The 22,294-nt window shown below is 61.8% G+C and carries 23 protein-coding genes; 4 read left to right on the top strand and 19 right to left on the bottom strand.

The genetic code is table 11. The annotated features are described in order from the left end of the window. The first annotated feature begins 2 nt into the window (after positions 1–2). Positions 3–1,403 (top strand): S1 family peptidase, encoded by a 1,401-nt coding sequence (locus tag CLU94_RS21960; RefSeq protein ID WP_099667174.1) that lies wholly within the window; start codon positions 3–5, stop codon positions 1,401–1,403. Next, a complete protein-coding gene (locus CLU94_RS21955; RefSeq protein ID WP_099667173.1) occupies positions 1,400–2,380 on the top strand; it encodes an FHA domain-containing protein in 981 nt (326 codons plus the stop codon). Before CLU94_RS21960 ends, CLU94_RS21955 begins: the two co-directional genes overlap by 4 nt. A gap of 74 nt (positions 2,381–2,454) precedes the next feature. Here CLU94_RS21955 and CLU94_RS21950 read toward each other — a convergent pair whose 3' ends face one another. Next, positions 2,455–3,111 (bottom strand): CCXG family PEP-CTERM protein, encoded by a 657-nt coding sequence (locus CLU94_RS21950; protein ID WP_099667172.1) that lies wholly within the window; start codon positions 3,109–3,111, stop codon positions 2,455–2,457. A gap of 518 nt (positions 3,112–3,629) precedes the next feature. Between CLU94_RS21950 and CLU94_RS21945 the strand changes: the two genes are divergently transcribed. Beyond that, complete coding sequence (locus CLU94_RS21945) at positions 3,630–3,968, top strand: MmcQ/YjbR family DNA-binding protein (RefSeq protein ID WP_099667171.1); 339 nt, start codon at positions 3,630–3,632, stop codon at positions 3,966–3,968. Here the strand turns inward: CLU94_RS21945 and CLU94_RS21940 are convergent, their stop codons facing one another. Then, complete coding sequence (locus CLU94_RS21940; protein WP_077407037.1) at positions 3,969–4,589, bottom strand: TetR/AcrR family transcriptional regulator; 621 nt, start codon at positions 4,587–4,589, stop codon at positions 3,969–3,971. A gap of 92 nt (positions 4,590–4,681) precedes the next feature. Between CLU94_RS21940 and CLU94_RS21935 the strand changes: the two genes are divergently transcribed. Further along, positions 4,682–5,896, top strand: a complete 1,215-nt coding sequence (locus tag CLU94_RS21935) for an MFS transporter (RefSeq protein ID WP_099667170.1) — start codon at positions 4,682–4,684, stop codon at positions 5,894–5,896. 3 nt (positions 5,897–5,899) lie between these two features. Here the strand turns inward: CLU94_RS21935 and CLU94_RS21930 are convergent, their stop codons facing one another. The 17 genes from CLU94_RS21930 to nuoE all read right to left on the bottom strand — a co-directional run bounded on the left by CLU94_RS21930 (position 5,900) and on the right by nuoE (position 22,289). Beyond that, positions 5,900–6,202, bottom strand: a complete 303-nt coding sequence (locus CLU94_RS21930) for a hypothetical protein (RefSeq protein ID WP_180278729.1) — start codon at positions 6,200–6,202, stop codon at positions 5,900–5,902. 57 nt (positions 6,203–6,259) lie between these two features. Next, positions 6,260–7,423, bottom strand: a complete 1,164-nt coding sequence (locus tag CLU94_RS21925) for a PQQ-dependent sugar dehydrogenase (RefSeq protein WP_099667168.1) — start codon at positions 7,421–7,423, stop codon at positions 6,260–6,262. Between the two features lie 36 nt (positions 7,424–7,459). Further along, on the bottom strand, positions 7,460–7,963 hold the full coding sequence (gene ispF, locus CLU94_RS21920; RefSeq protein WP_099667167.1) for a 2-C-methyl-D-erythritol 2,4-cyclodiphosphate synthase: 504 nt from the start codon (positions 7,961–7,963) through the stop codon (positions 7,460–7,462). 20 nt (positions 7,964–7,983) lie between these two features. After that, a complete protein-coding gene (ispD, locus tag CLU94_RS21915; protein WP_099667166.1) occupies positions 7,984–8,697 on the bottom strand; it encodes a 2-C-methyl-D-erythritol 4-phosphate cytidylyltransferase in 714 nt (237 codons plus the stop codon). A 12-nt stretch (positions 8,698–8,709) separates the two neighbouring features. Then, positions 8,710–9,405 carry a hypothetical protein gene (locus tag CLU94_RS21910; RefSeq protein WP_180278728.1) on the bottom strand — a complete coding sequence of 232 codons (696 nt, stop codon included), beginning with the start codon at positions 9,403–9,405 and terminating at the stop codon, positions 8,710–8,712. A gap of 8 nt (positions 9,406–9,413) precedes the next feature. Further along, a complete protein-coding gene (locus tag CLU94_RS21905; protein WP_099668431.1) occupies positions 9,414–9,971 on the bottom strand; it encodes an NUDIX domain-containing protein in 558 nt (185 codons plus the stop codon). A gap of 74 nt (positions 9,972–10,045) precedes the next feature. Next, positions 10,046–10,369, bottom strand: coding sequence for a DUF2818 family protein (locus CLU94_RS21900; protein WP_099667164.1), 324 nt, complete (start codon positions 10,367–10,369; stop codon positions 10,046–10,048). Between the two features lie 3 nt (positions 10,370–10,372). Beyond that, the gene (gene nuoN, locus CLU94_RS21895; RefSeq protein ID WP_099667163.1) at positions 10,373–11,875 is read right to left on the bottom strand and encodes an NADH-quinone oxidoreductase subunit NuoN; all 1,503 of its coding nucleotides are present in this window, start codon (positions 11,873–11,875) and stop codon (positions 10,373–10,375) included. A 16-nt stretch (positions 11,876–11,891) separates the two neighbouring features. Next, complete coding sequence (locus CLU94_RS21890; RefSeq protein WP_099667162.1) at positions 11,892–13,394, bottom strand: NADH-quinone oxidoreductase subunit M; 1,503 nt, start codon at positions 13,392–13,394, stop codon at positions 11,892–11,894. Between the two features lie 29 nt (positions 13,395–13,423). Further along, positions 13,424–15,526, bottom strand: coding sequence for an NADH-quinone oxidoreductase subunit L (nuoL, locus tag CLU94_RS21885; protein ID WP_099667161.1), 2,103 nt, complete (start codon positions 15,524–15,526; stop codon positions 13,424–13,426). A 46-nt stretch (positions 15,527–15,572) separates the two neighbouring features. Beyond that, positions 15,573–15,881 carry an NADH-quinone oxidoreductase subunit NuoK gene (gene nuoK / locus CLU94_RS21880; protein ID WP_010399724.1) on the bottom strand — a complete coding sequence of 103 codons (309 nt, stop codon included), beginning with the start codon at positions 15,879–15,881 and terminating at the stop codon, positions 15,573–15,575. Further along, positions 15,878–16,510, bottom strand: a complete 633-nt coding sequence (locus CLU94_RS21875; protein WP_034779507.1) for an NADH-quinone oxidoreductase subunit J — start codon at positions 16,508–16,510, stop codon at positions 15,878–15,880. Before CLU94_RS21875 ends, nuoK begins: the two co-directional genes overlap by 4 nt. A gap of 66 nt (positions 16,511–16,576) precedes the next feature. Beyond that, positions 16,577–17,065 (bottom strand): NADH-quinone oxidoreductase subunit NuoI, encoded by a 489-nt coding sequence (gene nuoI, locus CLU94_RS21870; RefSeq protein ID WP_010399726.1) that lies wholly within the window; start codon positions 17,063–17,065, stop codon positions 16,577–16,579. A gap of 14 nt (positions 17,066–17,079) precedes the next feature. Beyond that, positions 17,080–18,162 carry an NADH-quinone oxidoreductase subunit NuoH gene (nuoH, locus tag CLU94_RS21865; protein WP_071076363.1) on the bottom strand — a complete coding sequence of 361 codons (1,083 nt, stop codon included), beginning with the start codon at positions 18,160–18,162 and terminating at the stop codon, positions 17,080–17,082. Beyond that, positions 18,162–20,495, bottom strand: coding sequence for an NADH-quinone oxidoreductase subunit NuoG (nuoG, locus tag CLU94_RS21860; protein WP_099667160.1), 2,334 nt, complete (start codon positions 20,493–20,495; stop codon positions 18,162–18,164). The genes nuoH and nuoG overlap by 1 nt, the downstream gene beginning before the upstream one ends. Positions 20,496–20,517: 22 nt before the next feature. Beyond that, positions 20,518–21,813: an NADH-quinone oxidoreductase subunit NuoF gene (gene nuoF, locus CLU94_RS21855; protein ID WP_010399729.1), complete on the bottom strand. Its 1,296-nt coding sequence runs from the start codon at positions 21,811–21,813 to the stop codon at positions 20,518–20,520. Then, a complete protein-coding gene (nuoE, locus tag CLU94_RS21850) occupies positions 21,810–22,289 on the bottom strand; it encodes an NADH-quinone oxidoreductase subunit NuoE (RefSeq protein WP_034779513.1) in 480 nt (159 codons plus the stop codon). Before nuoE ends, nuoF begins: the two co-directional genes overlap by 4 nt. Positions 22,290–22,294: the final 5 nt, after the last annotated feature.

Genomic DNA, 22,294 nt, shown 5'->3' with positions numbered 1-22,294 from the left:
GCATGAAATTATCTAACTACGCCTGCTTGCTGGCCAGCCTGTGCGCTGCCGCAGGCGCCCACGCGGCCGCGGCGCCTGCACCTGCCGCGCCTGCCGCTGCCGCCACCGCTTCGACTCCCCCCATCAAACCGCCGCCGGCCACCGCCGCGCCCGCCGCCACCGAACATGCGGCCCTGCCGCCGCCCTCGTCGGCCGCGCAAAAGCTGTACACGGCGGCGCGCGCCGACATCCTGCAAGTGCGCGTGCTGCTGAAAAACGGCCGTACGCAGTCGTCCTTGGGTTCCGGCTTTTTGATCGGCACGGGCGACCTGGTGGTGAGCAACTATCACGTCGTGTCGCAATTCGCGCTCGACCCCGATACCTACGTGGGCGAATGGGTCGACACCAGCGGCCAGCGCGGCAACGTGGAATTGCTGGCCGTCGACGTGCTGCACGACCTGGCCGTGCTGCGCGTGAACCGCCATGGCACGGGTTTCTTCAAGATGCCGGAAGGGCTGGCGCCCTTGACGCAGGGGCAATACCTGTATTCGATGGGCAATCCGCTGGACCTGGGCTTCGCCATTTCGGAAGGCTCGTACAACGGCGTCGTCACGCGCAGCTTCTACGACCAGCTGATGTTTACGGGACCGATCAATTCCGGCATGAGCGGCGGCCCCAGCGTCACGGCGAATGGCGACGTGGCCGGCGTGAATGTGTCGAAACGCCTCGATGGCGAACTCGTCAGTTTTCTCGTGCCTGCCCGCTATGCCCAGCAATTGCTGGCCAAGGTGGCGCAGCAAGGCAAGCCGCCGAAGGACTTCAAGCCGCTGGTGACGGCGCAACTGCTGGCGCACCAGGAAGTTATGCTGGCGCGCCTGCTCGACACGCCCCTGAGCCTGAAAGCCATGGGCCCGTACCGCGTGCCCGTGCGCGAGTCCGACCAGATGCGCTGCTGGGGCCGCTCCAACGTCAAGTCCGACAAGCCCTACATGCTCGACAACACCAGCTGCGCCATGGAATCGGCCATCTTCATCTCCGGCGCCCTGCAGACGGGGCAAGTGTCGATGCGCCACGAATTCCTGCGCAGCAGCGGTCTGGGCGCCCTGCGCTTTTCCGAGCTGGCCAGCGCTTCGTTCAAGAATGAAAGTTTCGGCAGCTACAAGAGCGCCAGCCTGACGGGCCCGCAATGCACCGAACAATTCGTCAAGAACAAGACCCTGCCCTTGCGCGCCGTCCTGTGCGTGCGCGCCTACCGCAAGTTTACCGGCCTGTACGACTTTGCCCTGCTGGCCGCCAGCACCGATGAGCCACTCATGAGCCTGCAAAGCCGCATCGACGCGCGCGGCGTGTCCTACGCCAACGGCATGCGCGTCACGCGCACCTTCCTCGAAGCGCTGTCGCGGGAAAGCCGCCGCAAGCCATGAAAGCACCATACTTCATCGAAATCCTCGCCGACAATGGCGAAGTGCGGCAACGCCAGCGCATAGCCACCTTGCCGATCCGCATCGGGCGCGGCTACGACAACGACTTCATCCTCGACGACGCCCATACGGCCGCCGCGCACGCCATCGTCGAGGACGACGGCGCAGGCGGCCTGCTGCTGCGCGACCTGGGCAGCCAGAATGGCGTGATCCACCGGGGCCAGCGGCAACTGCAGGTGGCCATGACGGGCAACAGCATCGTGCGCCTGGGCCACACGCGCCTGCGCGTGCGCGCCAGCGACCACCCGGTGGCGCCCGAACTGGGCGACACGACCCGGCACGACTGGGAAGGCTTGCGCCCCGCCATCGCCGGCCTGGCCATGATCGGCGCCTCGGCCGCCTTCAGCAACTGGCTGAGCGACGCGGACGCCTTCGAACCGATTTCCTACCTGATGATCATCGCCTACGCGCTGGCCGGCGGCCTCGTGTGGGCGTCGATCTGGGCCGTGGCAAACCGCCTGTTTGGCCATGGGGCGCGTTTCGGCCGCCACCTGTTCATCATCGGCTGCGGCTTGCTGGCCATGGAAGTGTGGGAACTGGGCAGCAATGTGACGGCGTATGCGCTGTCGCTGGAAGTGCTGACGCGCTACGGACGGCATATGTTCATCGTCATTGTATGCGCGATGATCTATTACCATTTGTGCACGATCAAGCCGCAGCATCCGCGCCGCTTCGGCCTCGTCGCCGTCGTGCTGGCCATCGTCGGCTCGACCCTGATCCTGCTGAGCAACCTGCAGGCCAGCGGCCGCCTGGCCGACGAGGCCTACATGGCCGTGATCTACCCGCCAGCCTTGCGCCTGAGCCCGGATCACACGACGGACGCCTTCTTCCGCGACGCGGCCAGCCTGCAGCGCGCCGTCGATGCCGAGCGCGGCCAGGCGGCCAAGGGCGCCGACGAAGACGAAGACAGCGGCGACTAAGCCGCTATCAAGCAAAAAGCCCGCCGCATCCTGACGGAGCGGCGGGCTTTTTTACGTGCGCTCGGGATGTGCGCTTAAAACTTGGCTTCCTGCTTGCGGCGCGCCGTGAAGCCCAGCAAGCCCAGGCCGATCAGCAGCATGGCATAGGTGCTTGGTTCCGGCACGGCCGAGACCAGGCCATCGGTGCTGGAAAAGCTGGCGAAATTGTTGTTGCCCGCCTTGAACTGGACTTGCTGGCCGCCATCGCAGCAGCCTTCCAGGCCAAAGATGCTCAAGGTATGATTGCCTGCAGCCAAGGTGCCCGAACCGGCGAGGAACTGGCTGCTGCTATTGTAGTTACCGGCCCACCACAGGTCGCTGCTCTTGAAGTCCAGCGCCACGCCGTCGAGGAACAGGGCGCCGCCCTTGCCGAAGTCGACGCCGCTGCGGAAGCTCCAGGCGCCCGCATCGGCCGCGCTGACGCCAAAGTTGATCACCGACTTGAAGGCGATATTCGAACCGCTGCCGAACAGGCTGCTATTCGTGACATTGTTGTAGCTGGCAATCGTCGTCGTGCCATAGCCGGCGCCCGGCGTGGCCACGGCGGCATTCACGACGGACTGGTAAGCGGCGGCGGACGCTTGCGCGCCGGCATTCGAGTAGCCGGTGGAAACGGTGATGGTGCTGGCGTTCGCGTGGGCAAACACACCAACGGCGATCAGGGACAAAGCGATTTTAGGCAAGTTTTTCATAATGGGTATCCAGTCAATAAGTATTCAACGGGCGCAACAGGCGTGAAGGCGCTTGAGCTGAATACACGCTGCATTGAGGCGTGTCGGCATAGCGCAAGAATTGCAAGAATGAGCGGTCGGGGGCGTGGCTTCCGCAAAACTTCGCGGACTTGCGGCGTGCCATGGCGGCACTGCAAGCGTCCTGGAAAGGGTTCGGGTTCCCGGGACAAAACCAGACAATTGACGGGTCAGGTGAAACGTTGAATCTATTCTATCTTAAATTCCCTAGAAGAAAAGTATTTTTCTTTTAGCCATGTAAGATATTTATATGACAAGCACCTTGAAACAGGCTGAACAAGCCTGCCGGGATGGGCATTTTACCCCTGGCGCGCTGGCCGGACCTGTCGCGCAAGCGCCACAAGCGCGCGCGCCAGTGTCGCATCTTGCGCATTTCTTTTCGCATGCCGCTGCACCACGGGGCGAAACAGCATGGCAAAATGTAGTCACGCTGCTATCTATCCGAACTGGGGGAAAGAGGAATGGTCGACCTGGAAGAACTACGCTATCTGGCACTGTCGTTTCCCGACGCCACCGAGGAAGAACACCACGACCGTCCGGCCTTCCGCGTGGGCGGGAAGATCTTCGCCACCCTGCCCGATGACGAGCACATCAATGTGCTGCTCGATGCGGAAGCGGCGCACATCGCCACCGTCATCACGCCGTCCGGCTGCGAGAAGCTGTGGTGGGGCGAACGCCTGGCCGGCATCACGGTACGCCTGGCGGATGCCGAGCTGGACATGCTGGCCGCCGCCCTGACGGCTGCCTGGCGGCGCAAGGCGCCCAGCGACCTGGCCAAGACCATCGCCCCGACGGAGTAGTTACATCGGCCAATTGCGCAGCAGCAAGCCCACCATCTGCTGCAATTGCTCGCGAGATACGCCTGCCGCCGCCTGGATGGCCATGCCCTGCGACAGGGTCACGACGAAGCGCGCCTGCTGCTCCGGGCAGGAATCGGGCGGCAAATCCCCCTCTTCCTTCGCGCGCCGCAAGCGGTCGCGCAACTTGATTTCGCCGCGCAACCGGCGCGCGAACAATTCATCGCGGATCGGCAAGGCATCGTCGCTGCAGGCGAGCGCCGCATTGACGCCCATGCAGCCGTGCGGGCCGTCCGGCATCGTTTGCGCGTCGACATATTGCGTCAGCAAGGCTTCCACCACCTGGCGCGCCGTCGGCTGTTCCAGCGCCGCATCGAAAAACCGCATGCGCGTATCGCTGTAGCGCTCGAGCGCCTTGTGGAACAATTGCTCCTTGTTGCCGAAGACGGCATACAGGCTGGGCCGGTTCATGCCCATGGCTTTCGTCAATTCCGGCAAGGAACTGCCTTCATAGCCTTTTTCCCAGAATACTTTCATGGCGCAATCGAGCGCCTCGTCCGCGTCGAACGTGCGTGGCCGCCCCGTTTTCGCCTTGACCGCCTCTTCTTTTTTATCTTGTTTCATACCGTTCGGTAAAAAATTATTGACAACAATGTCCACCTACCCTGATTATATACCGACCGGTTAAAAACCTCTCGGCTTTTCAGGAACCTCTCATGCATACACTTTCCAACGCTACCGACGACGATACCACCGTGGCGCCGTGGCTGGCCGTCTTATCCGTCGGCATCGGCGCCTTCGCCCTCGTCACGTCCGAATTCCTGCCCGTCGGCCTGCTGCCCGCCATGGCCGCCGAACTGGCCATCAGCAAGGGCCAGGCGGGCTTGATGATCACCACGCCCGGCATCGTTGCCGCCTTTGCCGCCATCTTCGTCACCGTCGGCTCGGGCCGCCTGGACCGCCGCATCGTGCTGCTGGCCCTGACGGCCCTGCTGGTGGCATCGAACCTGCTGGTGGCGCTGGCCCCTTCGTATGCGTGGATACTGCTGGGCCGCGCCATGCTGGGCGTGGGCGTGGGCGGCTTCTGGGCCATCGGCAGCGCCATCGGCCCGCGCCTGGTGGCGCCGCAGCATGCCTCGCGCGCCATGTCCATCATCTTCGCCGGCGTCTCGCTGGGCACGGTGGCGGGCGTGCCGGCCGGTGCGCTGGTGGGCGATCTGGTGGGCTGGCGGGTCGCGTTCGGCGCGGCCAGCGCCATTGCCGTGCTGGTCTTCCTCGGCCAGCTGTTGCTGCTGCCCAAGCTGCCACCGACACAGGCCATCCGCCTGCGCCAGTTGCCGATGATTTTCGGCATCCGCAAGGCCAGGCTGGGCCTGATCGCCACGGCCATGCTCTTCACGGGCCAGTTCGCCGCCTACACGTATATCGCGCCTTTCCTTACGCAAATCTCGCACCTGGCGGCCGGCACGGTCAGCGCCATGCTGCTCGTGTACGGCGCTTCCGGCTTCATCGGCAACCTCGCGGGCGGCTGGGCCGCCGGCCGCTATGAACGGGCCGCGCTGATGGCGACGGGCGCCGTGCTGGGCGTGTCCACCCTTGCCCTGGCCGCGTTCGGCAGCCATTCGCTTACCGCCATGCTGCTGGTGGCCGTCTGGGGTTTCGGTTTCGGCGCCATGCCGATCGCCGTGCAGACGTGGATGTTCAAGGCGGCGCCGGAGCTGATGGAAGGCAGCAGCGCGCTCTTCGTTGCCATCGTGCAAGTGTCGCTGGCGTCCGGCGCCTTGCTGGGAGGCGTGGCCGTCGACCGGCTGGGCGTGTCCAGCGCGATGGTGGTCGGCGGCTTGTTCGCCCTCGGCTGCGGCTTGACGATCGCTATCTTCGGCAAGCCGCAGGCCGGCGCCAAGGCCGGCGCGGCCTGCATCGCCTCGTAGGAATCAGATGCGGCCGCGGCGGAATTCTCCGAGGAATTTCGTCACTTCGGCCGGCGTCATCACCACGTCCGCGTCGCCGTGATACGCATACAGGAAAGGCGTGCCGCCCAGGCGGTCCGTCAGCTTGGCAAAGAGCAGAAAGCGGCTGCCCAGCGGATGGCGCTGCAGGTCGACCAGGCGGCGCGAGCACTGCACGGCCAGCTCCGGCGAAAAGGCCTGGCCCGGCACGGGGCGGATTTCCACGCGGCCATTAATCGCGCGCGATTCGACGGCGACGTGCCGGTATGCATAAGTATCACGGGCCATGCCGCCACCTTGAATGAAGTAAAGGCGCCATCTTAAGCGAAGTGGGCGCCTGCCGTGTTACTGCGGCACGATGCGCAGCAGGCGGCCGTTGTCTTCGTCCGTCAGCGCGTACAGGTAGCCATCCGGCCCCTGGCGCACGTCGCGCACGCGCGCGCCGATGGCCAGGCGGTCTTGCCCCGTCACCTTGCCGCTGGCATCGACGGCGATGCGGCGGATATCCTTGGCCGCCAGGCCGCCGCTGAAGATGCTGCCGCGCCAGGCGGCAATCTTGTCGCCCGTGTAGACGGCCAATCCGGACGGGGCCGGCGACGGCACCCAGGCCACGCTCGGGTTGAGCATGCCGGCCACTTCGTGCTTGCCGACCGGTTCATGCGTCGTATAGTCGGCGCCATAGCTTTGCAGGGGCCAGCCATAGTTGCCGCCCGCCACCACCAGGTTCAGCTCGTCGCCGCCGTACGGACCGTGTTCCGTGGCCCATACGCGGCCGGAAACGGGGTCGAGCGCCAGGCCCTGCACGTTGCGGTGCCCATACGACCAGATTTCCGGCAAGGCGCCCTTGGCGGCAAGCGGATTGCCGGGCGCCGGCTTGCCGTCTTCCGTCAGGCGCAGGATGGAACCCTGGTGCGTGGCCAGATTCTGTGCCTGCTCGCGCGCCAGGCGGTCTTTGACGCGCAGCGGCGGGTTGCCGCCATCGGCCACGCTCATCAGCAAAGTGCCGTCCGGCAGCCACAGCAGACGCGAGCCGAAGTGCTGGCCGCCGCTCTTGTCCGTAGCGACCTTGAACAGGGTCTGGATGCCCGTCACCTTCTTGCCGTCGAACACGCCGCGCACGAGGGTCGTGCGGTTGGCGTCATTGTTGCCAGTCGACACCGTCATGTAGACGCGCTGCTGCGCCTTGCCCGCATCCTGCGGGTGCAGGACGATATCGAGCAAGCCGCCCTGCCCGCCCGTGAATACCTTGGGCATGCCTTCCAGCGCCACGTCGGTAAAAGTCTTTCCATTGAGCAAATGCAAGGTGCCCTGCTTGCTGGTGACGAGCGCGCGCCCCTCGCCCAGCCAGGCGATGCCCCACGGCTGGCGCACGCCTTCGGCCACGGTAACGGCCTTCCACGGCTGTTTCGCGGCGGGCGGTTCGCCCGTGGCTTGCAGTTCGGCGTGGGCCGCTGGCGCGGCGGCCAGTGCCCATGCAAGCAGGATGCTGGTACGGCGTAGCTGGAACATGCTCTCTCCTGTCAGTGGTCGATGGTCGGTGGCGTATCAGACGCGCAGCAGCAAGGCCACGGCTTCGGCCGCGATACCCTCTTCGCGGCCCAGGTAGCCCAGTTTCTCATTCGTCTTGGCCTTGATGTTGACCCGGCCCACACTCACGCCCAGGTCTTCGGCCACGTTGGCGCACATGGCGGCGATATGCGGCGCCATTTTCGGGCGCTGGGCGATGATGGTGGCGTCGATGTTGCCGATGATATAACCGGTCGCCTGCACGCGGCGCACGGCTTCACGCAGCAGGGTGCGCGAATCGGCGCCCTTGAATTGCGCATCCGTGTCGGGGAAATGGCGGCCGATGTCGCCCAGCGCGGCGGCGCCGAAGATGGCGTCCGTAATCGCGTGCAGCAATACGTCCGCGTCGGAATGGCCAAGCAAGCCCAGGTGATGGGGGATTTTCACGCCGCCGATGATCAGGTCGCGGTTTTCCACCAGCGCGTGGCAGTCATAGCCCTGGCCGATGCGGAAAGGCAGTACGGGAGTGGTGATGGTCGTCATGCGGTCTTTCTGTTCAGGATTCAAGGATGGGCCAAGTACAGCTCGGCCGTGTGTATGTCGCGCGGCAAGGTCACCTTCAGGTTGCGCGGGTGGCCTTCGACCAGCCTGGGCGCCAGGCCCAGCGCTTCGACGGCGCTGGCGTCGTCCGTGATCGCTTGCGGATCGGGCGCTTGCGACAGGGCCCGGTGCAGCAGCGCATAGCTGAACATCTGCGGCGTCTGCGCCAGCCATAAATGGTCGCGCGGCACCGTCTGCGCCGACAGGCTGTTCTGCCCTGCCCGCTTGACGGTATCGACCACGGGCAAGGCCAGCAAGCCGCCGGCCGGATGGTCAGCGACTTCGGCGATGAGTTTTGCGATCAGCGCCGGCGTCAGGCCAGGGCGCGCCGCGTCGTGCACCAGCACCTGGTCGTGGGCGGCTATGCTGCCGTGCAGTGCCTGCAGGGCATTCAGTATCGTTTCCATGCGCGTGGCGCCGCCGCAGCGCAGCACAGTGACGCCTGAGGCTGCGCCCTGCCCCGGCACGACGGCGTCGATCTGGCCATCCTCGGCGCTGACGACGACATACGTATGCGCGATCAGGGGGCTGGCGAGAAAGGCGTCGAGCGCGTGGCGCAGCATGGGCTTGCCGGCGATGGGTAAATATTGCTTGGGACTGCCCGCTTCCATGCGCGCGCCCACGCCGGCGGCGGGGATCAGGGCAAAATAACGGGGGCGATTCGGTGCTGCTGTCATGCCATTCCTTGTCTAGTTGGCGGGCGCTGTCTTGCCCGCCAGGATATTCTGGATCTCACCATTGCACGCCTTGCCCAGGCGCGCATATTCCTGCGGAGAATCGATGGCCGCCTGCAAAATTTCCACCTTGCGCATTTCGGCCTTGACGTACGGCAACCAGCCCGTGTCGATCTCGCGCGCCAGCGCCGCCTTGGCCGTGCCGCTGGGCGCATACAGGGGCCTCGCCTCAAAGCGCTTCGCCAGCGCGGCGCGCACGGTCTTTTCCACGCGCGGCAAGTGTTCCATATAGGTTTTCATGTGCCGCAGTTCGTGCGCCAGTATCTCATCATACGCGCAAGTGCCGGGGGCAAATTCGCGGCCGATATAGATCACCACGGGCGCATACGTGAGGGTGACGGTAATCTGCGGCGCCACGCATTCGTAGCCGCTGGCCGGGTCTTGCAGCATGGGACCGGCCAGGGCGATGGCCACGCGCGACTCGGTCTTGGTCAAGCCCAGTACCCAGGTGTTGGCACGCGCCGTGCCCTTCATCACCGTCAGGGCCTTGTACGGCAGATGCGTGTCGATGCTGTAGCCGTTCTGCTGCGCCGTCAGCACGGACACCGTCTTGCTGATCGTGTCTTCGCAGCGCACCTGGAACGGCGTGCGCGCCGCCCCGTGTGCGCCCAGGCTGGCCGACGCCAGCAACAGGAAGATCGCCGTGCGCATGCGCAGGATCAAGCCGGCTGCCAGGCGCCGCTGGTAATCTTGTCGAGCCAGAAGATGCCGATGACGGTTTTCACGTCCGTGATCGTGCCATCCTTGACCCAGTCGAGCAGCTGCGGCACGGTGGCCGTGAACGTTTCGAGGAATTCGCCTTCATCGAGCTGGCGTTCGCCCGCTACCAGGCCGCGCGCCAGGAACAGTTCCAGGTGCTCGTCCGAATACGCGATGGCGTTGTGGATGGTGGAGACGAATTGCCAGTCGCTGGCCGTATAGCCCGTTTCTTCCAGCAACTCGCGCTGGGCGCAAGCCAGGTGCGATTCGCCCGCATCGATCTTGCCGGCGGGGAATTCAATGAAGACCCGGTCCAGCGGATAGCGGTACTGCCGTTCCATCAGCACGCTGCCATCGTCGAGCAGCGGCAGGATGACGACGGCGCCCGGATGCAGGACGAATTCGCGCGCCGTGATCTTGCCGTCCGGCAGCGCAACCCGGTCGCGCTGCACGCGCAGGAAGCCGCCCTGGTAGACGAGCTCGCCGTCCACCTTGGTCTCAGTTAAATTCATGTCCATGCGTTCAGTATCCATACCTTGATTATGCTCAATAAAAAAAACGGCGCCAGAGGCGCCGCTTTCGGTCGATGGGGCTAATGTCGCTTGCGCAGGTAGCGGGTGACAAAGCCTGGGAAAGCCAGCACCAGGAACAGACAGCCGGTGATGGCATAGAACTCCCACGTCTGCGGGAAACCGTTGCCGATGCGCGCTTCGAGCGCGAACGCCACGGCGCCGACGATGAAATACAGAATCACCATCTCCAGCAGGCGCAGCGCCAGCGGCTTGCGCCAGCCCTGCTCTGCTTGCGCCGCCTTTTTCAAGGGCACGGCGGCAAACAGTTTCTCGTTCAGGAAAGGCAGGTTGGCACCCAGGATGCCCAGGGCGATCACCAGCCAGCTCGAGACGGTGACATCCATCGGTCAGGACGCCAGGGTCTTGGTGATGGCGGTTGCGCAGGCAGCCAGGATGCTGTTAGGCATCGCACCCAGCGCCAGGACGAACACGCCGTTCAGGGCCAGCACGACGCGCATGTCGCCATGCACGACCAGCGCATTGCTGTCGGTCGGCTCGTCGAACCACATCATCTTCACGACGCGCAGGTAGTAGAAGGCGCCGATCAGCGAGAACAGCACGGCGGCGATGGTCAGCCACAGCTGGCCCGTGGCCAATACCGATGCCAGCACCGAGTACTTGGCCATGAAGCCCATCAGCGGCGGCACGCCGGCCAGCGAGAACATGAACAGGGTCATCACCAGTGCGAAGATCGGGCTGCGTTTGCCCAGGCCCTTGAAGTCGGCCAGTTCGTCTGCTTCGAAACCATTACGTGCCAACAACATGATCACGCCAAAGGTACCCAGGGTGGTGAACACATAGGTGATCACGTAGTACATCGAGGCGCCGTAGGCGGTGGCTGCGCCAGCCGCGTTCAGGGTGTTGTTCGGTGCATCCACGGTACCGGACAGCAGGCCCAGCAGAACGAAGCCCATTTGTGCGATGGTCGAGTACGCCAACATGCGCTTCAAATTCGTTTGCGCGATGGCGGTGAAGTTACCGATCGCCAGCGACATCACGGCCAGCACCAGCAGCATTTGCTGCCAGTCATGCGCCATCGGCAGCAAGCCTTCGGCCAGCAGGCGCAGGGTGATGGCGAAGGCGGCCAGTTTCGGCGCCGCGCCCAGCAGCAGGGTCACTGCCGTCGGCGAACCTTGATACACGTCAGGCACCCACATGTGGAATGGCACGACGCCCAGTTTGAAGGCCAGGCCGGCTACCAGGAACACCAGGCCGAAGACCATGATGGTGCCGTTGGTCTTGCCGTTTTCCAGCGCCACGCGCAGTTCGCCAAGGTCCAGGGTACCGGAGGCGCCGTACAGCATCGAAATACCGTACAACATGAAACCGGAGGCCAGTGCGCCCAGGATGAAGTATTTCATGGCCGCTTCCGTGGCCTTGGCATTGTCACGGCGCAAGGCGATCAGTGCGTACAGCGACAGCGACATCAGTTCCAGACCCAGGTAGATGATCAGGAAGTTGTTGGCCGAAATCATGATCATCTGGCCCAGCAGTGCAAACAGGGCCAGTACGTAGAACTCGCCGCCCAGGTTACCCGACAGCATGCTGCGGTCGGTGGCGTAGGCACGCGAGTAGATCAGGGTCAGCGCCACGGCGCCGTAGGAGAACAGTTTCAGCAACTGCGACATCGGGTCCGACACGAACATGTTATTGAACGTGTAGACGGTGGTGCCCGCGTTGAAGTCGCCCACGGTCAGCAAGGCGCAGCCGGCCAGGGTCAGCAAGGCCAGCACGTAAGTGATCGAACGCTTCGCCGCAGGCAAGAACATATCGATCAGCAAGAGCGCCGACGTGGCGATCAGCAGAAAGATTTCCGCGTACAGCGGTACCAGATTAGGTGCATTAGTCATGTTATCGGTCTTCTATTTAAGGCAGCAGCTTGCCGGCTTTGACATGGGCAAGCAGATCAGTCACCGAGGTTTGCATCGTGTCGGTGAACGGGGCTGGGTACAGACCCATCACGAGCACGGCGATGGCCAGCACAGCAAGCATGAAGAATTCACGTTTGTTGATGTCGGTCAATTCGGCCACATGCTTGTTCTTGATCTTGCCGAACACCACGCGCTTGGCCATCCACAGCGAGTACGCCGCGCCCCAGATCAGTGCCGTTGCAGCCAGCAGACCAATCCAGAAGTTGAATTTCACCGCGCCCAGGATCACCATGAACTCGCCGACGAAGCCGGACGTCGCTGGCAGACCGCAGTTGGCCATCGAGAACAGCACGAAGAAGGCGGCAAATTTCGGCATGCGGTTCACGACGCCGCCGTAGTCGGCGATGTTGCGGGTATGCATGCGGTCATACAGCACGCCGATGCACAGGAACATGGCCCCGGAGATGAAGCCGTGCGAGACCATCTGCACGATACCGCCCTGCACCGAGATATCGTTGAACATGAAGAAGCCCAGGGTGACGAAACCCATGTGCGCGATCGACGAATAGGCGACCAGTTTTTTCATGTCGGTTTGCACCAGGGCAACCAGACCGATATAGATGACGGCGATCAGCGACAAGGCGATCATGAAGCCCGACAGGTAGTGGCTGGCGTCTGGCGTGATCGGCAGCGAGAAACGCAGGAAGCCATAGGCGCCCAGTTTCAGCATGATGGCGGCCAGCACGGCGGAACCGCCCGTCGGCGCTTCCACGTGGACGTCCGGCAACCACGTATGCACGGGGAACATCGGCACCTTGACGGCAAACGCCATCAGGAAGGCCAGGAAGATGAAGATCTGTTCGTTCATCGTCAGCTTGAACGCATGCCAGGCCAGGATGTCGAAGGTGCCCGACACATTGCGCAGGTAAATGATGGCAACCAGGGTCAGCAGCGAACCGAAGAAGGTGTACAGGAAGAACTTGAACGACGCGTACACGCGGTTCGAACCGCCCCAGATACCGATGATGATGAACATCGGGATCAGGGTTGCTTCAAAGAAGAAGTAGAACAGCAAGCCGTCCAGCGCGCAGAACACGCCGATCATCAGGCCCGACAGGATCAGGAACGAGCCCATGTACTGGGCGATGCGCTTCTCGATCACTTGCCAGGCCGAAATGACGACGATGACGGTGATGAAGGCCGTCAGCGGCACGAACCACAGGGACAGGCCGTCGATACCCAGCGAGTACCAGATATTGAAGGTTTCAATCCACGGTGCTTTTTCGACGAATTGCATGCCGTGCGCGGCGTTGTCGAAATGCTGGATCAGGGGCCAGGTGCACAGCATGCTGAGCACCGCGCCGGCCAGCGACAGCCAGCGGGTAAAGCCCGCTTTGCTGTCACGGCCGAGAGCCAGGACCAGGACGCCGCAAATGATCGGCACCCAGATCGACAGACTCAGGTAAGGAGGTAGTGTAGAAATCGTAGACTGCATCATGGTTCTCAGTATTCTTTTATCAGGTCAGCTTACTTAGCGGGCCAGAATGGCAGGAAATAGATCAGGAAGCCCAGCACGCCCAGGATCATCACGAATGCATAGTGATAGATGTAGCCGGTCTGCAACACTCGCGACAGCGAGGACAGCCAGGCGACGACCTTGGCGCTACCGTTGACCAGCAGGCCATCGATCAGCTTCTTGTCACCGAAGTTCCACAGGCCATTACCCAGCAAGCGGGCACCGCCGGCGAACACGACTTCATTGAACTTGTCCATGTAGTACTTGTTGTCCAGCAGGGTGTGGATCGCGTGGAACTTGGCAAAGAACCAGGCCGGTACACGCGGGTTGACCATGTAGCAGTAGTAGGCTGCCACCACGCCGGACAATGCCAGCCAGAACGGTGCCGTCGACAGGCCGTGGATCGCCATCGCCATTGCGCCGTGGAATTCATGCGACAACTCTTCCATTGCTGGATGGTTTTCGCCAACGAAGATCACGCCCTTGAAGAAATCGCCATGCAGCATCGGGCCGATCGTCAGGTAGCCGATGATCAGCGATGGAATCGCCAGCATCACCAGCGGGAACCACACGACGAACGGCGATTCATGCGGCTTCTGGCCAGGTTCCAGGCCATGGTGGCCGTGGTCGTCTTCCTCTTCTTCATGACCATGGTCGTCATGTGCATCGCCGTGCGCGCCATGGGCCGCTTTCGGTGCGTGATGGTCGTCATGGCCGTGCGCATGCGGCTGGCCGAAACGTTCCTTGCCGTGGAAGACGAGGAAATACATGCGGAACGAGTAGAAGGCGGTAACGAACACGCCAGCCAGCACGGCGAACTGGGCAAAGCCAGCGCCCCAGATGTGCGTCGCTTCGACGGCTTCGATGATGCTGTCTTTCGAGTAGAAACCGGAGAACAGCGGCGTGCCGATCAGGGCCAGCGAACCGACCAGGGAAGTGATCCAGGTGATTGGCATGTATTTGCGCAGGCCGCCCATGTTGCGGATGTCCTGGTCATGGTGCATGCCGATGATGACGGAACCGGCGCCCAGGAACAGCAGTGCCTTGAAGAATGCGTGCGTCATCAGGTGGAACACGGCCACGGAGTACGCGGACGAACCCAGCGCCACGGTCATGTAACCGAGCTGCGACAGGGTCGAGTAAGCGACGACGCGCTTGATGTCGTTCTGGATGATGCCCAGGAAGCCCATGAACAGCGCCGTGATGGAGCCGATCACCAGGATGAAGGACAGTGCCGTGTCGGACAGTTCGAACAGCGGCGACATGCGCGAAACCATGAAGATACCGGCCGTCACCATCGTCGCGGCGTGGATCAGTGCCGAGATCGGGGTAGGACCTTCCATCGAGTCAGGCAGCCACACGTGCAGCGGGAACTGCGCCGACTTGCCCATCGCGCCGATGAACAGGCAGATGCAGGCAACGGTCAGCAGGGCCCAGTCGGTACCTGGCAAGCTCAGCAGTGCCAGTTCGTCTTTCTTGGCGAACACTTCCTGGTAGTTCATGGTGCCGGCGTAGGCCAGCAGCAGGCCGATGCCCAGGATGAAGCCGAAGTCGCCCACGCGGTTGACGAGGAAAGCCTTCATGTTGGCCACGATGGCCGTCGGACGCTGGTACCAGAAACCGATCAGCAGGTAAGAGACCAGGCCCACTGCTTCCCAACCGAAGAACAGTTGCAGGAAGTTGTTGGCCATGACCAGCATCAACATCGAGAACGTGAACAGCGAGATGTAGGCGAAGAAGCGGTTGTAGCCTTCGTCATCCTTCATGTAGCCGATCGTGTAAATGTGCACCATCAGGGAGACGAAGGTGACCACGCACATCATCATCGCCGACAGCGAATCGATCTGGAAGCCCACTTCCATCTTCAGGGTGCCGATCGTCATCCAGTTATAGATCGTGCCATTGAATGTCGCGCCATCCATCACTGCCAGCAATGTCTGCACGGACAGGATGAACGCAATCAGTACGCCCAGGATCGTCGCGGTATGCGACGTCTTGCGTCCGACCAAATTACCCAGGAACTGGGTGCCAAGCAAGCCTGCAATCGCGGCACCGGCCAGCGGCGCCAGCGGTACGGCAAGAAGGAGGTTAGGGTTGAGGAGTTGCCCCGCCATGATGAACCTTAATCGTTATTATTCGAGAGATCGAGTCTGAAAAACATCAGCCTTTGAGGCTGTCCAGGTCTTCGACGTTGATGGTATCCAGATTACGGAACATCACCACCAGAATAGCCAGACCGATAGCCGACTCAGCGGCGGCAACCGTCAGGATGAAGAAAACGAAGATCTGACCGGCCGCGTCGCCCATGAAATGGGAGAACGCGATGAAATTCATATTCACCGCCAGCAGCATCAATTCGATTGCCATCAGCAATACGATGATGTTCTTGCGGTTCAGGAAAATACCGACGATCGAGATTGCGAACAGGATCGCGCCCAGGACCAGAAAATGTGTGAGCGATAATGTCATGGTGCCTCCTTAACTTCCGGCTCAGCCGCAGGACGCTCGACGACCGCGTCCATCTTGATGATCTTCAGGCGGTCGTTGCGCTTGACGCGTACCGCATCGCCTGGAGCAAAATGCTTGGTGTCCTTGCGTTTGCGCAAAGTCAGTGCGACCGCGGCAACGATGGCCACCAGCAGCACGACGGCGGCGATCTCGAAGGCGAACACATATTTCGTGTAGATCAGCAGGCCCAGTTCCTTGGTGCCGCCCAGGTTGACGTTCACCGGAGCGATGCTAGGCGCAAAGTTGCGGAAACCGTGCCACAGGACGGCGGCCATTTCCAGCACGATGATCACGCCCACCGTCACCGACAAAGGCAGATAGCCCCAGAAGCCTTCGCGCATGCGGTCGATATTGATATCGAGCATCATGACCACGAAGAGGAACAGCACCATCACGGCGCCGACATACACCAATACCAGCACGATGGCCAGGAATTCAGCTTGCAGCAGCATCCAGATGCCCGCTGCGGAAAAGAAGGACAGTACCAGGAACAGTACTGCGTGGACCGGATTACGGGCCGTGATGACGCGCGTCGCTGCCAGAATCAAGATCAGCGCGAAGGCGTAAAACAAAATTGTTTTAAAGTCCATAAAAAACCCAATAGACGTACAGATGAACGAGGGGCGCGCCGCAGCTTGTCAGCTGCGGCGCATCCATCAGCGATAAGGTGCGTCGGCGGCGCGCGCAGCGGCGATGTCATTTTCATAACGATCGCCTACGGCCAGCAACATCTCTTTCGTGTAATACAAATCCCCGCGTTTCTCGCCGTGGTATTCCAGGATTTGCGTCTCGACGATCGAATCGACCGGGCAGGACTCTTCGCAGAAACCGCAGAAGATGCACTTGGTCAAGTCAATATCGTAACGCGTGGTGCGGCGCGAGCCGTCGTCACGCTGTTCCGATTCGATCGTGATGGCCATCGCCGGGCAAACCGCTTCGCACAGTTTGCAGGCGATGCAACGTTCCTCGCCGTTCGGGTAGCGGCGCAGCGCGTGCAAGCCACGGAAACGCGGCGAGATCGGTGTCTTCTCTTCCGGGAATTGCACCGTGATCTTGCGCGAAAACATGTACTTGCCTGTCAACGCCATGCCCTTGATCAGCTCGCCTAACAAGAGGCTGCTGAAGAAATCTTTTACCTTATCCATTCGTATGCACTCTCTTACTTCCAAATATTCCAGGATGTCTGCATCCAGGCAGCGACGAAGACCAGGTAGACCAGCGTCAACGGGATAAACACTTTCCAGCCGAGGCGCATGATCTGGTCATAACGGTAGCGTGGGAAAGTACCGCGTACCCAGATGAACACCGACACGATGAAGAAGGTCTTGGCGAACAACCAGAAGAAGCCGCCGAAACCACCCCAGAACTCAAGGAAAGCAAATGGTGCGGACCAGCCACCGAGGAACATGATCGAAGCCAGGGCGCCGATCAGGATCATGTTGGCGTATTCGGCCAGCATGAACATGGCGTAGGCCATGCCCGAGTACTCGACCATGTGGCCGGCCACGATTTCCGACTCGCCTTCGACGACGTCGAACGGGTGACGGTTGGCTTCAGCCAGGCCCGACACCAGGTAGATGACGAACATCGGCAGCAGCGGCAGCCAGTTCCACGACAGGAAGTTCACGCCCTTGTCGGCGAAGAAGCCGATTTGCTGGCCGCCGACGATGTCGATGAAGTTCAGGCTGCCCGAGACCATCAGCACGATGACCATCACGAAGCCCATCGGGATTTCATACGAAATCATCTGTGCCGAAGCGCGCATGGCGCCCATGAACGAGTACTTCGAGTTCGAGGCCCAGCCGGCGATGATGATGCCGTAGACTTCCATCGAGGTAATCGCCAGCAGCATCAGCAAGCCTGCGTTGACGTTGGCCAGTACGGCTTGCGGGCCGAACGGCACGACCGACCAGGCGGCCAGAGCCGGCATGATGGTCATGATCGGGCCGATCACGAACAGGCCCTTGGCGGCCTTGGACGGGATGATGATCTCTTTGAACAAGAGTTTCAGCGCATCGGCGATCGGTTGCAGCAAGCCCAAAGGACCCACGCGGTTCGGGCCGACGCGGATCTGGATCCAGCCGATCAGCTTGCGTTCCCACAAGGTCAGGTAGGCAACCAGGCCCATCAGCGGCAGCAGCACGCACAGGATCTTGATCAGGGTCCAGAAGAACGGCCAGGAGCCGCCCAGCAAATCCTGGCCGCTGCTGTTGATGACGTTTACAAATTCAGGCAGAGCCATCAGATTTTCCCCTCTGCTGTTTCAACTGTGATGTCACCGAACATGCCGCCCAGGCTAGCCGTCGAGGCATGCGCCGCCGACACTTTCACCACATTGGCTGGCAGGCCGGCATGGAGTGCCGCCACCAGGATGGCGCTGCCGGAGCCTTGCGCCACTTTGACCTTGTCGCCCGCCTTGATGCCCAGCTTGTCAGCCAGCGCCAGGGACAGGTGCGCTTGCGGCGCGGCGCCATCGACCGTGCGCAGCAGCGGTTCGGAGCGGCGTACCAGCGCGTCGGCGAAGTAGATCGGCACGTCGGCGATGCGTTGCAGCGCTGGCGAGGCCGGCGCATACGAGGCCGCTTCCGGGGCGTTCTTGGCGATGTTGTTCAGCTGTGCCGACAGATCGGTCACGCCGGCGCCAAACGCTTCGTCGCGGATCGCTTCGGACGTGTCGTAGTCGAAACCGGCCAGGCCCAGGATGTTGCCCAGGACGCGCAGCACTTTCCAGGCTGGACGGGTATCGGCCAGCGGTTTCACGGTGCCGTTGAAGCTTTGCGCGCGGCCTTCGCAGTTGACGAAGGTGCCCGAGGTTTCAGCGAACGGGGCGATCGGCAGCAAGACGTCGGCGTAATCCATGCCGTGCTTGAAGGCGGACATGGCCACGACCATGTCGGCGCCATCCAGGGCGGCGCGGGCCGCTTGTGGATTGGCGGCATCGAGTTCCGGCTCGGCGTGCAGCAGCACGTAGGCTTTCTTCGGCACGGCAAACGCTGCTTGCACGTTGGCGCGCGGCTTGGCGACCAGGTGCGCGCCAACCGTGTTGGCCGCTTCCGTCAGGTAACCGAGCTTGGCGCCCGTCTGTTCGGCGATCCATTGCGCGGCAGCATGCAGTTGCGACGCTTGCGGGTGTTGCGTTGCCGCATTACCCAGCAGCACGGCGCCGTTGTCGCCGGCCATCAGGCTGGCGGCAATCGCGACGGCCACGTCCGAAGCGCTCACCGCTTCGAAACCGGCTGGCGCGGCGATTTCTTTCGCTTTAGCAACAGCAACGACCACTTCAGACAAGGCCGCCAGCCAATCGCCAGGCGCGACGATCATCTTGTTGGCGATGGTGATCAGTTGATCATCGTCGGACGCGTGCAGGATCGACAGCTTGGCGCCGCCCTTGACGGACGCGCGCAAACGCGTGGCCAGCAGCGGGTGATCCTTGCGCAGGAACGAGCCGATGACGAAGGCGCGCTTGATCTGGCCAAATTCGTTGATCGGCATGCCCAGCCAAGGTTTGACGGACGCGTCGAGCGCGAAGTCGGTCTGGCGCAGGCGGAAGTCGACGTGCTCGGAACCGAGACCGTTGGCGACCTTTTGCAGCAGGACCAGCTCTTCGACCGTCGAATGCGGCGTTGCCAGCGCGGCGATGGCGTCGGCGCCATGTTCGTGCTTGATATTTTTCAAACCGTGCGCCACGTATTCCAGCGCCGTTTGCCAATCGACTTCTTTCCACTCGTTGCCTTGTTTCAGCATCGGGGACGTCAGGCGTTCGGCGCTGTCCAGCGCTTCGTACGAGAAACGGTCCTTGTCCGAGATCCAGCACTCGTTGACGGCTTCGTTTTCCAGCGGCAATACGCGCTTGACCTTGCCAGCTTTCACTTGCACGATCAAGTTCGCGCCCAGGCCATCATGCGGGCTGACCGATTTGCGGCGCGACAGTTCCCACGTACGGGCGCTGTAGCGGAACGGCTTCGAGGTCAGTGCGCCGACCGGGCACAGGTCGATCATGTTGCCCGACAGTTCGGAGTCGACCGTCTGGCCCACGAAGGACACGATTTCCGAGTGTTCGCCGCGGCCGATCATGCCCAGTTCCATCACGCCGGCCACTTCCTGGCCAAAGCGTACGCAACGGGTGCACTGGATGCAGCGCGACATTTCCTGCATGGACACCAGCGGACCGGCTTCCTTCGGCTGCACGACGCGCTTGTCTTCCTTGTAGCGCGATTCGCTCTTGCCGTAGCCCACTGCCAAGTCTTGCAACTGGCACTCGCCGCCCTGATCGCAGATAGGGCAATCAAGCGGGTGGTTAATCAGCAAGAATTCCATGACCGACTTTTGCGCCTGCACAGCTTTATCGCTGGCGGAGCGCACGATCATGCCGGCACTGACCGGGGTCGCACAAGCGGGCAAAGGCTTGGGCGCCTTTTCCACTTCGACCAGGCACATGCGGCAGTTCGCTGCGATCGACAATTTCTTGTGATAGCAGAAGTGCGGAATGTAGGTTCCCAATTTGTTGGCGGCGTCCATCACCATGCTACCAGCAGGGACTTCGACTTTTTTGCCGTCTATTTCGATTTCAACCATGGTGATCGTTACCTGACGCAGCTTAGATATATGCGGGCACTAAGCAATGCTTGTGCTCGATATGATATTCAAATTCTTCACGGAAATTCTTAATGAAGGCCCGTACCGGCATGGCAGCCGCATCGCCCAGCGCGCAAATGGTGCGGCCCTGGATGTTGTCGGCGATCGAGTTGAGCATGTCCAGGTCGTCTGGACGACCCTGCCCCTGCTCGATGCGGTGCACCATGCGGTACATCCAGCCTGTGCCTTCACGGCAAGGCGTACACTGGCCGCACGATTCTTCAAAGTAGAAGTAGGACAGGCGTTCCAGCGCCTTTACCATGCAGCGTGTTTCGTCCATCACGATGACGGCGCCCGAACCCAACATCGAACCGGCTTTCGCGATCGAGTCGTAGTCCAGGTCGGTCTGCATCATGATGTCGCCGCGGATCACCGGAGCGGACGAACCGCCAGGGATCACGGCCTTGATCTTTTTGCCACCGCGCATGCCGCCTGCCAGTTCCAGCAGGGTCGCAAACGGGGTGCCGAGCGGCACTTCGTAGTTGCCCGGTTTTTCCACGTCGCCCGAGATCGAGAAGATCTTCGAACCGCCGTTGTTCGGCTTGCCCATCGCCAGGTATTTCTCTGGACCAATGTTCAGCACGAAAGGCACGGCCGCGAAGGTTTCCGTGTTGTTGATCGTCGTCGGCTTGCCGTACAGGCCAAACGAGGCTGGGAAAGGCGGCTTGAAGCGCGGCTGGCCTTTCTTGCCTTCCAGCGACTCCAGCAGGGCCGTTTCTTCGCCGCAGATGTAGGCGCCATAACCATGGTGCGCATGCAACTGGAACGAGAACTCGCTGCCCATGATCTTGTCGCCCAGGAAACCGGCGGCGCGCGCCTCTTCCAGCGCTTCTTCGAAACGCAGGTATTCCTGGAAGATTTCACCGTGGATATAGTTATAACCGACGGTGATGCCCATCGCATAAGCGCCAATGGCCATGCCTTCGATCAGCGCATGGGGATTGTAACGAATGATGTCACGGTCCTTGAAAGTGCCCGGTTCGCCTTCATCTGTATTGCAGACGAGGTATTTTTGACCCGGGAACTGGCGCGGCATGAAGCTCCACTTCAAGCCGGTAGGGAAACCCGCGCCGCCACGGCCGCGCAAGGACGAAGCCTTGAGGTCGGCGATGATCTGTTCCGGCGTGATTTTCTCTTCCAGGATACGCCGCAGGGCGCTATAGCCGCCGCGGTTCACATAATCTTGCAAATGCCAGTTCTTGCCATCCAGATCCTTCAGGATCAATGGATCGATATGGCGGTTGTGGAGTGACGTCATTTCTTGAGTTCCTCCAGCATGGCGTCGATCTTCTCGTTCGACATCCAGCTGCACATGGTTTTATTACTGACCAGCAAGACAGGCGCATCGCCGCAAGCACCCATGCACTCGCCTTCAACCAGGGTGAACTGGCCGTCAGGGGTGGTTTCGCGGAAATCGATGCCCAGTTTCTGCTTCAGGTAGTCTGCAGCGCGCACGCCGCCCGACAGGGCGCATGGCAGGTTGGTGCACACGGTGATCTTGTGCTTGCCCACGGGTTTCACGTTGTACATATTGTAGAACGTGGCCACTTCCTGCACGGCAATCGCCGGCATGCCGATGTAATCGGCCAGTTCCTTCATGGTTTCCGGCGCCAGCCAGCCCAGTTCATCCTGGGCATGGGCCAACGCGGCCATGACGGCCGACTGACGCTGGTCGGCCGGGTACTTGGCCAGCTCGCGGTCAATTTTCTTATAGCATTGCTCTGATAACAACATACTTT

It is taken from the genome of Janthinobacterium sp. 13, assembly GCF_002749695.1.
In the GTDB taxonomy this organism is placed as follows: Bacteria; Pseudomonadota; Gammaproteobacteria; order Burkholderiales; family Burkholderiaceae_D; genus Janthinobacterium; species Janthinobacterium kumbetense.
This window is presented reverse-complemented; position numbering and strand designations above follow the sequence as displayed.

What these genes read in the sequence shown, in the direction of transcription:
- CLU94_RS21955 (WP_099667173.1), top strand. Translation starts at nt 1,400, where the DNA reads ATGAAAGCACCATACTTCATCGAAATCCTCGCCGACAATGGCGAAGTG.
- nuoG (WP_099667160.1), bottom strand. Translation starts at nt 20,495, where the DNA reads ATGGTTGAAATCGAAATAGACGGCAAAAAAGTCGAAGTCCCTGCTGGT.
- nuoN (WP_099667163.1), bottom strand. Translation starts at nt 11,875, where the DNA reads ATGACTAATGCACCTAATCTGGTACCGCTGTACGCGGAAATCTTTCTG.
- CLU94_RS21930 (WP_180278729.1), bottom strand. Translation starts at nt 6,202, where the DNA reads ATGGCCCGTGATACTTATGCATACCGGCACGTCGCCGTCGAATCGCGC.
- CLU94_RS21950 (WP_099667172.1), bottom strand. Translation starts at nt 3,111, where the DNA reads ATGAAAAACTTGCCTAAAATCGCTTTGTCCCTGATCGCCGTTGGTGTG.
- CLU94_RS21945 (WP_099667171.1), top strand. Translation starts at nt 3,630, where the DNA reads ATGGTCGACCTGGAAGAACTACGCTATCTGGCACTGTCGTTTCCCGAC.
- CLU94_RS21960 (WP_099667174.1), top strand. Translation starts at nt 3, where the DNA reads ATGAAATTATCTAACTACGCCTGCTTGCTGGCCAGCCTGTGCGCTGCC.
- CLU94_RS21875 (WP_034779507.1), bottom strand. Translation starts at nt 16,510, where the DNA reads ATGGACTTTAAAACAATTTTGTTTTACGCCTTCGCGCTGATCTTGATT.
- nuoF (WP_010399729.1), bottom strand. Translation starts at nt 21,813, where the DNA reads ATGACGTCACTCCACAACCGCCATATCGATCCATTGATCCTGAAGGAT.
- nuoE (WP_034779513.1), bottom strand. Translation starts at nt 22,289, where the DNA reads ATGTTGTTATCAGAGCAATGCTATAAGAAAATTGACCGCGAGCTGGCC.
- CLU94_RS21900 (WP_099667164.1), bottom strand. Translation starts at nt 10,369, where the DNA reads ATGGATGTCACCGTCTCGAGCTGGCTGGTGATCGCCCTGGGCATCCTG.
- CLU94_RS21890 (WP_099667162.1), bottom strand. Translation starts at nt 13,394, where the DNA reads ATGATGCAGTCTACGATTTCTACACTACCTCCTTACCTGAGTCTGTCG.
- CLU94_RS21935 (WP_099667170.1), top strand. Translation starts at nt 4,682, where the DNA reads ATGCATACACTTTCCAACGCTACCGACGACGATACCACCGTGGCGCCG.
- ispF (WP_099667167.1), bottom strand. Translation starts at nt 7,963, where the DNA reads ATGACGACCATCACCACTCCCGTACTGCCTTTCCGCATCGGCCAGGGC.
- CLU94_RS21940 (WP_077407037.1), bottom strand. Translation starts at nt 4,589, where the DNA reads ATGAAACAAGATAAAAAAGAAGAGGCGGTCAAGGCGAAAACGGGGCGG.
- nuoK (WP_010399724.1), bottom strand. Translation starts at nt 15,881, where the DNA reads ATGACATTATCGCTCACACATTTTCTGGTCCTGGGCGCGATCCTGTTC.
- nuoH (WP_071076363.1), bottom strand. Translation starts at nt 18,162, where the DNA reads ATGGCTCTGCCTGAATTTGTAAACGTCATCAACAGCAGCGGCCAGGAT.
- nuoL (WP_099667161.1), bottom strand. Translation starts at nt 15,526, where the DNA reads ATGGCGGGGCAACTCCTCAACCCTAACCTCCTTCTTGCCGTACCGCTG.
- CLU94_RS21925 (WP_099667168.1), bottom strand. Translation starts at nt 7,423, where the DNA reads ATGTTCCAGCTACGCCGTACCAGCATCCTGCTTGCATGGGCACTGGCC.
- nuoI (WP_010399726.1), bottom strand. Translation starts at nt 17,065, where the DNA reads ATGGATAAGGTAAAAGATTTCTTCAGCAGCCTCTTGTTAGGCGAGCTG.
- ispD (WP_099667166.1), bottom strand. Translation starts at nt 8,697, where the DNA reads ATGACAGCAGCACCGAATCGCCCCCGTTATTTTGCCCTGATCCCCGCC.
- CLU94_RS21905 (WP_099668431.1), bottom strand. Translation starts at nt 9,971, where the DNA reads ATGGACATGAATTTAACTGAGACCAAGGTGGACGGCGAGCTCGTCTAC.
- CLU94_RS21910 (WP_180278728.1), bottom strand. Translation starts at nt 9,405, where the DNA reads ATGCGCACGGCGATCTTCCTGTTGCTGGCGTCGGCCAGCCTGGGCGCA.